Here is a 14,386-nt window from a genome sequence, read left to right as displayed (position 1 = left end):
ATGTCGTGGGGGCCCACAGCGGGTACGGTTGCGGGAAGGCTCCGACGGTTCGGTATCGGTGTCGGGACGGCTGACGGCGCCCGGCGTGATCCGGTCGCCGGGCAGAGGTCCTGTCAAGGAGGTGCGATGGTCCTGCTACGCCGGGTGATCGGTGACGCACTGCGGGCACGCCGGCAGGGTCAGCACCGCACCCTGCGCGAGGTCTCCTCGGCCGCGAACGTCAGCCTGGGCTACCTCTCCGAGATCGAACGTGGCCACAAGGAACCCTCCAGCGAGCTGCTGGCCGCGATCTGCGACGCGCTCGGCGCCCGCCTCTCCGAGGTGCTCCGCGAGGTCAGCGACACGGTGGCGCTGGCCGAGCAGATGCCGGGCGTGCTGGTGCCGGTCGCCGACGAGGCGGCCGAGCCGGTGGGCCGCCCGACGGTCCGCAAGGTCGCCCCGCAGGGCGTCCGGCAGGTCACCGCCGACGGCCCGGTCTCGGTCGCCGTCCGGCAGGACTCGCCGCTGAAGGCCACCCTGCGCACCACCCGGGTCCGCCCGGCCGAACGGGACGTGGTCTGCGCCGCCTGACCGGCCCGATCACCGCGTGGTCGACCTGGCGTCGGCCGCGTAGGGTTGATCAGCAGGTCGTCCGGTCCGCGCCAAGGCCGCCGCCACTGGCACCCGGCTGCGACGATGGATACGCCGCCGGCGTGCCGGGCGGTCCGTCCGGCACGAGTCACCGGGCGCAGCGACGCGACTGAGGGGATACCGCGGAGATGGCGAACCCGTTCGTCAAGGGTTGGAAGTACCTCATGGCGCTCTTCGGCGCCCGGATCGACGAGCACGCCGATCCGAAGGTGCAGATCCAACAGGCCATCGAGGAGGCGCAGCGCCAGCACCAGGCGCTGGTGCAGCAGGCCGCGGCGGTGATCGGTAACCAGCGCCAGCTGGAGATGAAGCTCTCCCGGCAGATGTCCGAGGTCGAGCGCCTCCAGGGCATGGCCCGTCAGGCCCTCGTCCTGGCCGACCAGGCGCGGGGCAAGGGCGACGAGACCGAGGCGACGAAGTACGAGCAGTCCGCGCAGACCCTCGCCACCCAGCTCGTCTCGGCCGAGCAGGCCGCCGAGGACCTGAAGACCCTGCACGACCAGGCCATCGGCGCGGCGGCCCAGGCCCGGCGGGCGGTGGAGAACAACTCGATGATCCTCCAGCAGAAGCTGGCCGAGCGCACCAAGCTGCTCAGCCAGCTCGAACAGGCCAAGATGCAGGAGAGCGTGGCCCGCTCGCTGGAGTCGATGTCCGCCCTCACCGCACCCGCCAACACGCCCAGCCTGGACGAGGTGCGCGACCGGATCGAGCGGCGGTACGCCAACGCGATGGGCCGGGCCGAACTGGCCGGGAACTCGGTTGAGGGCCGGATGCTGGAGATCCAGAAGTCCGCGCTCGACTCGGCCGGGTCGTCCCGGCTGGAGCAGATCCGGGCCAGCATGTCCGGCGAGCAGTTGGCCGGTCGGCAGCAGCGGCCCGGCGTCGAGCAGGCGGCACCGGCCGCCGACCCGGCCGCGGCGGCCCGGCTGGACGAGATCCGGGCCAGCATGGGCCGCGACCGGGGCACCGGGGACACCACCGCCGCCGGATGAGCGGCCGGGTCGAGGAGGCAGGCGTGGCAGACGAGCGAGCACGGTACTTCCGTCGGCTGCACCGGTTGCGCCGGTCCGCCCGACGGTGGAGCGTCACGGCCGGCGGGCTCGGTGGCGCGGCGGCGGTCCTCACCCCGTACGCCGGGCTCGGCCTGCCCGACGCGGCCTGGGCCGGCGCGGCGGGCAGCGCCCTGATGCTGGCCGCCTGGCGCTGGATCGACCTGCGGGCCCACGCGGCGCGGCCGGCTCCGCCCCCGCTCGACCCGGCCGAGGCCGCAGCCCGATCCCGGGCCCGACTGGTCGCCACCGTGGAGCGGCTCCCGGCCGGTCCGAACCTGCTCGCCGAGGTGCGCCGGGCCCGGGCCCGGATCGCGCTGCGCGGCACCGCCGCGGCCGAGCCGTGGGCCCGGCTGGACCGGGCCGCGTTGACCCTCGCCGGAATGGCCGGTCGGCTCACCGGGCTGGCCGACCCGGCGGTGCTCGAAGCGGCGGCGGCCGACCGTTCCCTGCGGGACCTGGCCGAGCGGGTGGCGAGCGTGGAACGGGCGGTGCGGCTCGCCCCGTCACCGGCCCGCGAGTCGCTGGCCGAGACCCACCGGATCCTGGTGGGGCAGCTCAACGACGGGGTGGACGCATACGAGCGGCTCGTCGTCGCGGCGGCCGGCTACATCGCCGAGGACGCCCGCCCGGGTGCCGGCAACCCGGCCGCGTCCCGGCTGACCGAGGCGACCGACCTGCTGCACGGGGTGGCGTCCGCGTTGGCGGAGCTGCGTGCGGTCGGTGACCCGCAACGAGCCCCGAGCCACTGACCCGCCCCCGCGCCGCCGGTCCGGCCCGAGCCACTGAACCCGTCCCCGTGCCGCCGGTCCGGCCCGAGCCACTGAACCCGCCCCCGCACCGCCGGACCGGCCCGAGCCACTAGTCCGCCCCCGTGCCGCCGGCCCGGTCGGGGGTGGTCACCGGCACCGGGCCGGTGAACGCCGAGCTGCCCACCACGTTGAACGCCCGCACCCGGTACCAGTAGGTGACCCCGCGTCCCAGGCCGGTGTTGGTGAAGCCGCGTCCGGAGACGGTGAACGTGGTCAGCTCCCGGGAGAAGGCCGGGTCGGCGGCGCGTTCGACGACGAACCCGCAGCCCGCCCCGGTGGGGGTGCCGGAGGTCCAGCGGAGGATCACCGTGGCGCTCTCCGGGGCCGTCGCGCAGGCCGTGGCGATCACCGTCGTCGGGGTCCTCGGCACCGGCGGGGTGGTCACCACACCGACCGTGGACCAGGGCGAGGCGGTGCCCAGGTAGGTGGTGCGGACCCGGTAGTAGTAGGTGGTCTCCGGGGCGACCGTCGGGTCCAGGTACCGGTCGGTGACCCCGACCGCCGTGGTGGCGGGTCCGCTGGTGAAGGTCGGGTTGGTGGCCCGCTGCACGTCGACGCCGGTGGCGAAGGAGCGGTTGGTCCAACGCACCGCGATCCGGAGCGGCGCGGCGGCGGCGACGACCGCGCCCAGACCGGTCGGCGCGGCGAGCCGGACCGCCGCGATGACCTCGTTCGACCAGGCCGAACAAGCCACCGCGTTCTCCCTCCTGATCCGGTAGTGGTAGGTGACGCCCGGGGTGACGGTGGCGTCGACGTACCGGGTCGCGGTGGCGGCCACGGCCAGGACGGTGACCGGCCCGGCGAAGGTGGCGTCGGTGGCCCGTTCCAGCCGGTGCCGGGTGGCCGGCGGGCGGTCGCCGTTGCCGGTCCAGGCCAGCGCGATCGCGGGCAGCGCGATGGCCGAGCCCGGGACCGGGGTGGCGGTCAGCCCGGTGGGCGCCCGGGGGGAGACCCGCACCACCAGTGGACGGTCCATGCCCTGGTCCCGGTGGGCGGCGAGCTGGCTGTGCCAGCGGTACTCCCAGCCCAGGTCGACCGGGCGGGCGTCGACGCCGGTCGGGTCGAGGGAACGGCGACAGTCGCCGACGGTGAACGGCAGACCGGGCGGGACGGGTCGCACCGCCACCACCACGTCCTCGTGCGGGTCGACCCGGACGGTCTCCTTCCAGCCCCGCTCGTCGGGTGCCGGGGGGCGGACGGTGCCGTCCCGGGCGACCCGGTTGACCAGTTGCACGTCACCGCCGCCGAGGTGCAACGGCTGGGTCAGCTGACCTTCGCCCCGGATCCGCCAGAGCTGGGTGCCGTCGGCGGGTGACCCGACCGGCACGGCCGGGTCGGTGGCGTACAGGACCTCGGTGGGCGGGTCGTCCGGTTCCCGGGTGACCGGGTCACCGTCGGCCGGGTCGGTCCGGGGAGGCGCGGTGCCGTCGGCCGTCGCGGAGCCGGGAGGCGGGGTGGTGGTCTCGGGACGGGGGAGCGGGGCGGCGAGCCGGCCGGTCAGCCGGCCGTGGCCCGGCTCGAAGACCTGCCGGACGGCCCGGTCGGTGACCGGCAGCGTGACCGGGTCGGTCGCGCCGACCGGGATGAAACTGACCGAGGTGGCGTGCACCGGGACGGTCGTCTCCCGCTCGGTCCGGGTGCCGAAGGCCCGGTCGTAGGCCGGCTGCGGCACGACCGGCGGGGGCTGGCTGGCGGCGTACGCGGCGGGCAGCCGGTCCCGCAGCCGGTCCAGGTCGTACCGGTCGGCCGGGGTGCCAGTCACCCGGAACTGGAGCAGGGTGCGGGTGTCCGGGCCGTACCCGGGCACCGCGCCGGGTGAGCCGGCGTGGTGGTCGTACCGGGGGTCGTTGCCGGGGAGCGGGGCCGGACAGTCGTTGTAGAGGATCAGCGTGCTGCCCGGGGGCACGGCGGCGAAGTCGACGACCACGTCGGCCCGCTCGCCGGGGGTGAGCAGCAGGGTGTGCCCGTCGACGTTGAGCACGCCCGGGTCGAGCCGGTCGTTCCGGTAGCCGACCGGACGGTTGGCCAGCACCACCGGAGCGGGCAGCAGCCCGCACTCGTTGCCGATCCGGACGATCTCCGGGCCGGCCGCCCGGGGGTCCGGGACGCCTCCGTCCCGCCCGTCGGTCGGCCAGTGCGCCGGGTGGCCGGGGCCGCGGACCGCCTCGACCATGGGCACCTCGCCCGCTCCGGCGTCGGCGAGGCTGCCGTCGACGTGCCACATCGGCTGGTCCGAGCGGGCCCGGTAGAGCTGGAGGTTCAGGCTCCGGTCCGGGCAGGCGTTGAGGATCCGGAACCGGTAGGCCCGGGGCTCCACCGTCAGGTACGGGTAGGCGACGCCGTTGACGAGTGGGGTGTCCCCGTACACCTGGGGCACCGCCGACGGGTGCGGTACGCCCGGGGTCAGCGGCGGCTGGTCGGGCGCGGCGACCGGGTCGTGGTACGGGTTCGGCGCCGGACCGTGGCGGACGGCGGCGGCCTCCGGGTGCCGGCACCACGGGCCGTAGTCCCAGCGGCCGGTCGGGTTCCGCCCGTCGGGGCGGAACGGGTTCTGCCGTGGCTGGTAGACGTGCGGGTACCAGAGGCTGCCGCAGGCGCCCCAACGGTCCCGGTCCCAGGTCGGATCCTCGGCGGCGAGTTGCGCGTCGTCCGGGACGAAGGTCCGGTCGGTGATCACCAGTGGGACCTGGTCGGCGGGGAGGACACCGTCGGCGACCAGGCGCTCCTCGGCCGGGTCGACGAGCAGGTACGGGGCGAGCTGGCCGGAGTGGGTGGTGAGCCGGGACAGGCCGAGGGTGTTGTCGTGGAACCACATCAGCCGGCCGCTCTGGTCGTTCGGGAAGTAGAGCGTGGTGGCTCCCGCCCCGGGCGGCGGCATGTCCGGCACGGGGGTCAGCCCGGGACCGGTCGGGTACGGGGTGATCTCCCCGGCCGGGGTGATCCACTGGGTGGGGTTGCCGGCGCTGATCCAGGCGGTCCGGGCACCCTGGAGGCGGAGCACCGCGCGGTTCTGCGGGTACGGCGCCGGCCCGTCCAGCGGGCCGGTCCCGGCCCCGGGCACGGTCGTGTCGACCGGCAGGAACAGCTCACCGGCCCGCCCCGTGGGCAACTGGTTGATGAACTTGATCCGGACCGGCCGGTCGCGCCGCGCCGCGATCATCGGCCCGAGGTGGTACGCCCGCGCGGGCGGGGCGACGGTGTTGTGCCCGTGCCGGTCGGTGCCGAGGTTGAGCTGGCGGTATCCGCGCAGCCGGGTCGGCGGCAGGTCCCGGTGCAGGCGTTGGACGTACTCCTGGAGGCCGATCTCGTAGTAGTCGCAGCCCGGGTAGCTGATCGTGTCGGGTACCGCCACCGGCAGGTAGCCACCCAGCGCGTTCGCCTGGTCGGGGCCCGTCCCGGGCAGCGCGTCGACGAACTTGCGCAACCCGGTGCCGGGGATCACCCGACCGGTGCCGTCGAACCGGGGGCGGGGACTGGAGGCGACGTTCGGCTCCGGGCCGAAACAGCGCGGGACGGCCTCCGGGTCCAGGGCGGCCGGTGGGTCCGGCGCGGTGTCCGGGCCCGGGTCGGTCCCGTCGACCGGCGGGACCGCCGGGCCGGGCGCGGGTGGGGTGGTGGTGTTCCGGGCCGCCGGGACCGTCCCGGGCGCCGTCCGGGCGGGGCGGGATCTGCGGAAGATGGCCATGGTGTCCCCCGGGGACGGGGGTACGACGACCGCCACCCCGGTGTGGGGGAGTCGCACCCGTGGCGCCGCGCTGACGGTGGGTGAGCGCGTAATCGCAGCATGCGACAGGTGCCCCGGGCTGGGGAATTACCCAATCGTGTCAATCTGCGGTGCCGTCGGGGGGCGTTCCGGCTGACACGAGGGACACCAGTGGGCCAGTCGGGCCGTCGGCCCGGAGCCGTGCCGGCCCTGCACGACCGCCGTCCCGCAGCGGCGGCACGGCTGCCCCTGCCGTCCGTAGACCCAGAGGTTGCGACCCCTGCGCGTGTCACCGGTCGTCGCCCGCGCGGATCGGCCCCGGTTGGCCCACAGGAGTCGTCGGGCGAGGCGCACCAGCCTGCCCGGGTCCCCGACCTGGGCCACGGTGGTCAGCGGGTTGATCCCGGTCAGGAAGAGCACCTCGGCCGTGTAGACGGTGCCCAGACCGGCCAGGTTGCGTTGGTCGAGCAGAGCCTCCCCGATCGGCCGGCCGGGCCGGCTCGCGAGTCGCTGGACCGCCTCGGCCACGTCCCAGTCCGGGTCGAGCAGGTCCGGGCCGAGGTGGCCGACGAGCGCGTCCTCCTCGACGGTGGGCACCAGCGCGACCTCGTGCAGGTGGTAGCCGACGGCGACCGCGTCGGCCGTGCGCAGCACCACCCGGATCAGGTGCGCCGGCCCGCCGGTCCACCGTTCGCCCGGCGCGTACGTCCGCCAGGCCCCGTCCATCCGCAGGTGCGAGTGCAGCGTCCAGGTCGCGTCCCGGTCGTCGCCGGAGGATCCGGTGCCCACCGGTCGCCGGCCGGCACCCTCCGCCACCGCCGGGGACGTCAACCGGAGCAGCAGGTGTTTGCCCCGACTGACGCAGCCGAGCACCGTCGCCCCGGTGAGGTCGGTGGTGGCGAGCTGCGGCACCCGGAAGTCGGACCCGGTCAGCCCGCGGCCCGCCAGCGCGCGGTCCAGCAGGCGGGCGGTGTTCCAGACGGTGTCACCCTCGGGCACCCGTCCATCCTGCCTCGACGTCGTCACCCGGGCACGGGGACCGGACAGCCGACGCGGGGCGCCGGCCGGTGGTCAGGGGTGCTCGTCCGGGCGGGGCGGACGGACCATCTCCTGGTAGCGCGGGTGACTGGCACCGTAGATGGCGAAGTTGAGGCGGGCGTGGGACAGGCTCAGGTCGCCGTTGGGGCCGCCCCGGACCACCTCGGCGTCCGCGTCACCCTGACCGTCGTCTGTCCAGAAGCAGACCGGACAGGTGCCGCCACCGGTCCGGAACCCGCAGCAGGGACAGGTCGCTGGAACCCACTGCTCGCCCACCCTCCGAGCATTCCACAGTGAGGGGTGGGGGCACAGGCGGGGACCGGCTCAGTCCGGATGCCGGACCGGCACCGGGTCGCCCGGCCGCACCCCCAGGCGTTCCGCCGCCCGTCCCCCGTTCACCGCCACCGCGACCCGGCCGGCCGAGTCGACGTAGACCACCAGTTGGCCCGGGGCCGCGTCACCGAAGGTCCGTCCGTGCACCGCCTCGTGCCCGCCCACCCGCAGCGTCGCCGGCCTGCCGGCCAGCACCGACGGGGGCGCGGCGAGCTGGACGTTGCCGAAGTGGTCGACGGTGAGCACCTCGGCGGTGAACCCTGCCGGTGTCACCTCCAGCGCCGGCTCCGGCAGCCGGACCAGGTCGGCCGGGTCGATCGCGGGACCCGCCCCGGCCAGGGACGCCCCGTCGGCCAGCCGGGCGGCGACCGGGGCGAAGACGTCCCGGCCGTGGAAAGTGCGGGACACCTCCGGGGCCAGCCACTCCGGGTTGGTCAGCTCGACCGCCGCGCGGATGCCGCCCAGCGCCTCGGCGGCCGGCACCAGCAGCCCGTTGTCCGGTCCGACCAGCAGGCCGCCGGGCGCCTCGACGGCGACGCCACGCCGACCGGTGCCGACGCCGGGGTCGACCACCGCGAGGTGCACGGCCGGTGGGAGGTACGGCACGGTCTGGGCGAGCACGGCCGCCCCGTGCCGGACGTCGGTCGGCGGCACCAGGTGGGTCACGTCGATGACGCGTACCTGTGGCGCCAGTCGGGCGAGCACGCCGTGGCAGGCCGCGACGAACCCGTCGGAGAGCCCGTAGTCCGTGGTAAACGACACCCACCCGAACCCCATGGCTCCACCCTAGATCCTCCGGTGGGGACGGTTGGTGGACGGGTGTCGGTCGACCGGCCCTCGCACAGCCGGGAACGGTTCGGCAGACTACGAGGGGTGACCTCCGCACCCCGTACTCTGACCGTCGCCGCCCTGCTCGTGCTCGCCACCGCCCTCAGCGGCTGCGGTGACGACGCCGACGACCGGCCCGACAGCGCCGCCTCGCCGAGCGCGCCCGTGTGGGCCACCCCGGCGGAGGGCACCCCGCCGGCCCCGTCGGCGACGCCGAGCGCCGGGACGGCCCCGAGCACCGGGACGACCCCGAGTGGTCCGCCCCGGGCCGGCCGGATGACCCCGCCGCCGGTCGTGCCCAGCGGGCCGGGCGGGGCCAGCACCCCACCCTTCGTCATGCCGACCCGTCCGGCCGGCGCGCCCAGCGCCCGGCAGGTGGTGGACGCCTTCCGGGCCGCGAAACTGCCGGTCGCCGGCGTCCGCGACCGCTCGGTGGACTGCGGGCCGGACGGTGCGGGGCTGGGCTGCGCCGAACTGCTCGTCACCGACGCCGTCTCGGTGTACGTCTTCCCGAACGAGGCGAACGCGATGAACCAGGCCGACATGTGGGGCACCGACGCGTACCGCAAGGGGACCGTGGTGCTCAGCTACCTGGGGACCACCACCAAGGCGGACCAGCGGAAGCGCTACGACAACGTCCTCGCCGGCCTGGGCTGAGCAGCCGGCAGCCCTGCCGTCGGTGCCGCCCCTGCGGTGCGTCAGCCGCGCAGGCGCAGGCCGCGCGGGGTGGCCCGGAAGCCGGCGGCGGTGAGCGCGTCGCGCAGCGGTGAGGTGTGCACCGCCCCGCCGTCCGCCCGCTCCACCGACATCGCGCCGAGCGCGCCGGAGTGCACCGCGTCGGCCAGCGCCTTCGCCGCCCCGGTGAGGGCCTCGCCGTCGGCGCTGAAGGACAGGATCGTCCGCCCGCCGCGCTCGACGTAGAGCACCAGTTCCCCGTCGACCAGCACGACCAGGGCACCGGCCTTGCGGCCGGCCCGGTGGCCGGTGGCCGTGGCGGCGCCGTCGCCGGAGTCGACCACCCGCTCCGGCCAGGGCAGCGCCGCGCCGTACGGGTTGGCCGGGTCGGTCGCCGCGAGCACCAGCGGGGCCCCGCCGCGATTCCGCGTGGCGTCGGCGGTGTCGGCGAGGGCGCGGAGCCGGTCCACCGCGCCGGGCACCGCGAACTGTGCCGCCCCCAGCCCCTCCACGAAGTACCCGCGTCGGGCCGTCCCGCGTTCCTCCAACGCGGACAGCACCGGGTAGACCGCGGCGAACCCGCCGGTCACCTGCTCGGCGACGACCGCGCCCCGGGTGAGCACCCCGTGCCGCTCCAGCAGCAGGTCGGCCAGGGCGGCGGCCCGCCGGGTCGGGTCGGTGTCCCGGTCCGGCAGACGGGACCAGCGTCCGGCCACCGTCGGCGGGCCACTGCGGGTGGGCAGCGCGACCCGGCCGGGGCGGCGGTACCGGGTGCGGGGGGCGGTGGGGCGGGACCGGTGCGCCCCGGCCCCGCCGAGCAGCGCGCGCAGCGGGGCGAGCGTGTCGTTGGTGAGGTGACCGGCCCAGACCAGGTCCCACAGCACGGCGGTGAGCGCCGCGTCGTCGCCTGAGGCCACCCGGTCGGCGAGCGAACGGAAGAAGAGCGCCTGGCCGTCGGCCAGCGCGTCCAGCACCGCCTGGTGCGCCGGGGTGGGGGTCAGCGCCTCGTCCGGCGGGGGGAGCAGCAGCGGCGCGGTGTCGGCGTACGCCAGGGTGACCCAGCCGTCCCCGCCGGAGATCGCCCCGGAACCGGCCCAGACCAGCTCGCCACTGGCGCAGAGCTCGTCGAGGAAAGCGGGGGAGTAGTCGGCCACCCGGGCCGGCAGCACCAGCCGTTCCAGCGCGGACGCCGGCACCGCCACGCCCTGGAGCTGTTCGAGCGCGGCGGCGAGCGCCTCCACCCCCCGGGCTGTCGCGCCGACCTGCTGCCAGCGGGGCAGGAAGGTGGCGAGCGTCCGGGGCGGCACCGGTTCGATCTCCCGGCGCAGCGCGGCCAGGGAACGGCGGCGCAGCAGCCGCAGCACCTCCGCGTCGCACCACTGGCTGCCCGCGCTCTCCGGCAGGAACTCGCCGGCGACCACCCGCCCGGTCGCGGCGAGTTGACGCAGGGTCTGCTCCACCACGGCGACGCCGAGCCCGAGGCGGGCCGCGCAGGTCGCCGCCGCGAACGGGCCGTGCGTGCGGGCGTACCGGGCGACCAGGTCGCCGAGCGGGTCGGCGACCGGGGTGAGGTACGCCTCCGGCACCCCGACCGGCAACGCCACGCCGAGCGCGTCGCGCAGCCGGGCGGCGTCCTCGACCCCGACCCAGCGCTCCTGGCCGGCGATGCGCAGCCGCAGCACCCGTCGGGCGTCGGCGAGCCCGGTCAGCCAGTCCGCCGGCACGCCTCGCTCGGCCAGCTCGTCGTCGGTCAGGTCGCCGAGCACCCGGAGCAGTTCCACCACGTCCTCGGCGTCACGGGGGCGGCGCTGGTCGGTCAGCCAGCGCAGCTGCCGGTCGGTCTCGGCGAGCACCGTCGGGTCGAGCAGCTCGCGCAGGTCGACCCGGCCGAGCAGCTCGCCGAGGAGGCCGGAGTCCAGGGCCAGGGCGGCGGCCCGCCGCTCGGCCAACGGGGCGTCCCCCTCGTAGAGGAACGCGCCGACGTACCCGAACAGCAGCGAGCGGGCGAACGGCGAGGGCTGGGCTGTCTCCACCTCGACCAGGCGGACCCGCCGGGTGGTCAGCTCCCGCATCAGCGTGGTCAGCGCGGGCAGGTCGAAGACGTCCTGGAGGCACTCCCGGGCCGCCTCCAGGGTGACCGGGAAGTCGGCGTACTCGCGGGCGACGTCGAGCAGTTGCGCGGACCGCTGCCGCTGCTGCCAGAGCGGCTGGCGGCGGCGCGGGTCCCGGCGGGGCAGCAGCAGGGACCGGGCCGCGCACTCCCGGAACCGGGCGGCGAAGAGCGCCGACGTGCCGACCGACTCCTCGACGAGTTGGGTGATCTCGTCCGGGTCGAAGGCCACCACGTCGGCGCCGGGGGGCGAGTCGGCGGTGTCCGGCAGGCGGACGACGATGCCGTCGTCGGAGGGCATCACCTGGGCGTCCACGCCGTACCGCTCGGCCAGCCGGCGGCCGATCGCCAGCGCCCACGGCCCGTTGACCCGGGCGCCGAGCACGCTGTGCACGGCGAGTCGCCAGTCGCCCAGCTCGTCGCGGAAGCGCTCGACGACCACCGTCCGGTCGTCGGGGAGGGACCGGGTGGCCGCCTGCTGCTCGCGGAGGTACGCCATCAGGTTGCCGGCGGCCCAGTCGTCCAGCCCGCCGGCCCGCAGCGCCGCCAGCGCGGCCTCGTCGTCCTGCCGCAGCAGGGCCCGCACCCGGCCGCCGATCGCCCGACCCAGCTCGACCGGGCGGCCCGCCTGGTCGCCCTTCCAGAACGGCATCCGGGCGGCCTGGCCGGGGGCGGGGGAGACCAGCACCCGGTCGGGGGTGATCTCCTCGATCCGCCAGGACGAGGAGCCGAGCAGGAAGACGTCACCCACCCGGGACTCGTAGACCATCTCCTCGTCCAGCTCGCCCACCCGGGCGGCGCGTTCCGCCCCGGCCAGGAAGACCCCGAACAGCCCCCGGTCGGGGATGGTGCCGCCGCTGGTCACCGCGAGCCGTTGCGCGCCCGGCCGGCCGGTGAGGACGTCGGTGGCGCGGTCCCAGACGAGCCGGGGACGCAGCTCGGCGAAGGCGGTGGACGGGTACCGCCCGGAGAGCATGTCCAGCACCGCGTGCAGGGCCGAGTCGGGCAGCTCGGCGAAGGGCGCGGCACGGCGGACCACGGCGGCCAGGTCGCCGACCTGCCACGGCTCCATCGCGACCATCGCGACGACCTGCTGGGCGAGCACGTCGAGCGGGTTGCGCGGATGGTGCAGCTCCTCGATCGCCCCGGCGGCCATCCGGTCCGCCACCACCGCACAGGAGAGCAGGTCGCCCCGGTGCTTGGGGAAGACGACGCCCCGGGAGACCGCGCCCACCTGGTGCCCCGCCCGGCCGACCCGTTGCAGGCCGGCGGCCACGCTCGGCGGCGCCTCGATCTGCACCACCAGGTCGACGGCGCCCATGTCGATGCCCAGCTCCAGGCTGGAGGTGGCCACCACGCAGGGCAACTGCCCGGACTTGAGCGCCTCCTCGATGTGCTTGCGCTCCTCCCGGGAGACGCTGCCGTGGTGGGCCCGGGCGATCACCGGCTTGGTCCCCTCGGCGACGCCGGACTGGGCGATGATCTCGGCGGGCAGCCGTCGGGCGGGCGGTGCGGGAACCGGCCCGACCGTCGGGTCGGACGTCGCACCGGCCGCCGCGCCGTCGCTCGGCGGGGGTTCGGCGGCCAGTTCGTTGAGGCGGGCGCAGAGCCGCTCGGCGCTGCGCCGCGAGTTGGTGAAGACGATGGTCGAGCGGTGTGCCCGGACCAGGGCGAGGACCCGTTCCTCCACGGCCGGCCAGATCGACGCGCGCCGGGGACCGGGACCGCCGAGGTCGTCCCCGGCCGGCTCGACCTCGTCGAGCCGGGCCATGTCCGCCACCGGCACCTGGACGCTGAGCTCGATGGTCTTGGCAGCCGGTGGCTGCACCACGTCGACCGGCCGGGAACCGCCCAGGAACCGGGCGCAGGCGTCGATCGGGCGGACCGTGGCGGACAGGCCGATCCGCTGCGCCGGCCGGGGGAGGAGTTCGTCGAGGCGTTCCAGGGAGAGCGCCAGGTGCGCGCCGCGCTTCGTGCCGGCCACCGCGTGCACCTCGTCGACGATCACCGTCTCGACCCCGCGCAGGGAGTCCCGCGCGGCGGAGGTGAGCAGCAGGAACAGCGACTCCGGGGTGGTGATGAGGATGTCCGGCGGGGTGCGCGCGAAGGCCCGGCGCTCGTCGGCGGGGGTGTCTCCGGTGCGCATTCCGACGGTGACGTCGGGGGGTGTGACCCCGAGTCGGGTGGCCGCCTGCCGGATCCCGGCCAGCGGGGTGCGCAGGTTCCGCTCGACGTCCACCGCCAGGGCCTTGAGCGGGCTGACGTAGAGCACCCGGCAGCGTCGCCGCCGGTCGTCCGGGGCCGGCTCCCGGGCCAGTCGGTCCAGGGACCACAGGAACGCGGCGAGCGTCTTGCCGGAACCGGTGGGGGCGACGACCAGGGCGTGCCGTCCGGCCGCGACCGACCGCCAGGCGCCCGCCTGGGCGGGTGTGGGTGCGGCGAAGGCGGCGGTGAACCACTCCCGGGTCGGCGCGCCGAACCCCGCCAGCATCTCCGTCACGTCTCCCATCCTGCCGCGTGGGTGCGACAACGACCCGCCCACGCGTCGGCCGGACCGAGTTGGTGTCCGGCTGGGCTTCGTACGGGACAAGATGGGCTTCTTGCGCGTTAAGTCTTACTTAACTGCTTGCTAGGCCACGGAAACATACAGTAACTTCTCCCGCATCGCCGGGTCGGGGAGGGGAGCCGGATGGCCGTGGAGCGAGGCTCGGAACCCGGCACCGACGTGCTCATCCGCAAGGTCGACAGTCATCTCGCCACCGTTCGGGTCGGCCTGCACGGCCCCGAGTTGGAGTTGGCCGAACGTCTCGCGCGGTGCCTGCGGGAGCTGGTCGTGCAGACCGCGCCGGCCAGCGCCGCCGACCGCGCCCAGGTGCGGGCCGCCGTGCACTACTTCGTCCTGCGACGGGAGAGCCGGGGGCAGTTGCTCAGCGTGCGTTCCCTCGCGGCGGCGCAGCGCGTGGTCAACAAGGTGGCTCTCCAGCTCGGCCGTCCGGATCTGCTGGTGGAGTCCCGCCGGGACCGTGTGCTGCGCGAGACGCCCGTCCCGGCCGGCAGTCGCCCCGCCGAGCGGCCCGGCCCGCAGTCACCGACCGGGTGGTAAAACCGGGCTTTTTTCGCAAAACACCCCATAGGTCGCGCCGTCTGACGTGTGATCCCTGGTAGCCGGAGAGTGCCCCGCCGGGTGCTGCCACCTACCGGGAGGACG

The 14,386-nt window shown here is 75.7% G+C and carries 10 protein-coding genes; 5 read left to right on the top strand and 5 right to left on the bottom strand.

Features of this window, described 5'->3' with window-relative positions; all coding sequences use genetic code 11:
- Positions 1 to 126: 126 nt before the first annotated feature.
- The 3 genes from GA0070618_RS02135 (at position 127) to pspM (ending at position 2,431) form a co-directional block, all read left to right on the top strand.
- Positions 127 to 570: a helix-turn-helix domain-containing protein gene (locus tag GA0070618_RS02135; RefSeq protein WP_088980118.1), complete on the top strand. Its 444-nt coding sequence runs from the start codon at positions 127 to 129 to the stop codon at positions 568 to 570.
- Between the two features lie 188 nt (positions 571 to 758).
- Positions 759 to 1,622 carry a PspA/IM30 family protein gene (locus GA0070618_RS02130; RefSeq protein ID WP_088980117.1) on the top strand — a complete coding sequence of 288 codons (864 nt, stop codon included), beginning with the start codon at positions 759 to 761 and terminating at the stop codon, positions 1,620 to 1,622.
- Between the two features lie 23 nt (positions 1,623 to 1,645).
- Positions 1,646 to 2,431, top strand: coding sequence for a phage shock envelope stress response protein PspM (gene pspM, locus GA0070618_RS02125; protein WP_088985223.1), 786 nt, complete (start codon positions 1,646 to 1,648; stop codon positions 2,429 to 2,431).
- A 109-nt stretch (positions 2,432 to 2,540) separates the two neighbouring features.
- Here the strand turns inward: pspM and GA0070618_RS02120 are convergent, their stop codons facing one another.
- From GA0070618_RS02120 to GA0070618_RS02105, 4 genes are all read right to left on the bottom strand, one after another.
- On the bottom strand, positions 2,541 to 6,176 hold the full coding sequence (locus GA0070618_RS02120; RefSeq protein ID WP_088985222.1) for a multicopper oxidase domain-containing protein: 3,636 nt from the start codon (positions 6,174 to 6,176) through the stop codon (positions 2,541 to 2,543).
- A gap of 126 nt (positions 6,177 to 6,302) precedes the next feature.
- Positions 6,303 to 7,193: a DNA-formamidopyrimidine glycosylase family protein gene (locus tag GA0070618_RS02115; protein WP_088980116.1), complete on the bottom strand. Its 891-nt coding sequence runs from the start codon at positions 7,191 to 7,193 to the stop codon at positions 6,303 to 6,305.
- A gap of 72 nt (positions 7,194 to 7,265) precedes the next feature.
- The gene (locus GA0070618_RS02110) at positions 7,266 to 7,508 is read right to left on the bottom strand and encodes a CPCC family cysteine-rich protein (RefSeq protein WP_088980115.1); all 243 of its coding nucleotides are present in this window, start codon (positions 7,506 to 7,508) and stop codon (positions 7,266 to 7,268) included.
- 48 nt (positions 7,509 to 7,556) lie between these two features.
- Positions 7,557 to 8,342 carry an SAM hydrolase/SAM-dependent halogenase family protein gene (locus tag GA0070618_RS02105; protein ID WP_088980114.1) on the bottom strand — a complete coding sequence of 262 codons (786 nt, stop codon included), beginning with the start codon at positions 8,340 to 8,342 and terminating at the stop codon, positions 7,557 to 7,559.
- A gap of 96 nt (positions 8,343 to 8,438) precedes the next feature.
- Here GA0070618_RS02105 and GA0070618_RS02100 point away from each other — a divergent pair, with 96 nt between their 5' ends.
- Positions 8,439 to 9,050 carry a hypothetical protein gene (locus GA0070618_RS02100; RefSeq protein ID WP_088980113.1) on the top strand — a complete coding sequence of 204 codons (612 nt, stop codon included), beginning with the start codon at positions 8,439 to 8,441 and terminating at the stop codon, positions 9,048 to 9,050.
- A gap of 41 nt (positions 9,051 to 9,091) precedes the next feature.
- On the opposite strand, the gene GA0070618_RS02095 is transcribed toward GA0070618_RS02100, so the two are convergent.
- A complete protein-coding gene (locus GA0070618_RS02095; RefSeq protein WP_414467550.1) occupies positions 9,092 to 13,687 on the bottom strand; it encodes an ATP-dependent helicase in 4,596 nt (1,531 codons plus the stop codon).
- 180 nt (positions 13,688 to 13,867) lie between these two features.
- Between GA0070618_RS02095 and GA0070618_RS02090 the strand changes: the two genes are divergently transcribed.
- Positions 13,868 to 14,281 (top strand): hypothetical protein, encoded by a 414-nt coding sequence (locus GA0070618_RS02090; protein WP_231931573.1) that lies wholly within the window; start codon positions 13,868 to 13,870, stop codon positions 14,279 to 14,281.
- Positions 14,282 to 14,386 lie beyond the last annotated feature (105 nt).

Source organism: Micromonospora echinospora (genome assembly GCF_900091495.1).
Lineage (GTDB): Bacteria > Actinomycetota > Actinomycetes > Mycobacteriales > Micromonosporaceae > Micromonospora > Micromonospora echinospora.
The sequence above is the reverse complement of the archived record's forward strand: the minus strand, read 5'-3'. Positions and strand labels throughout refer to the sequence as shown.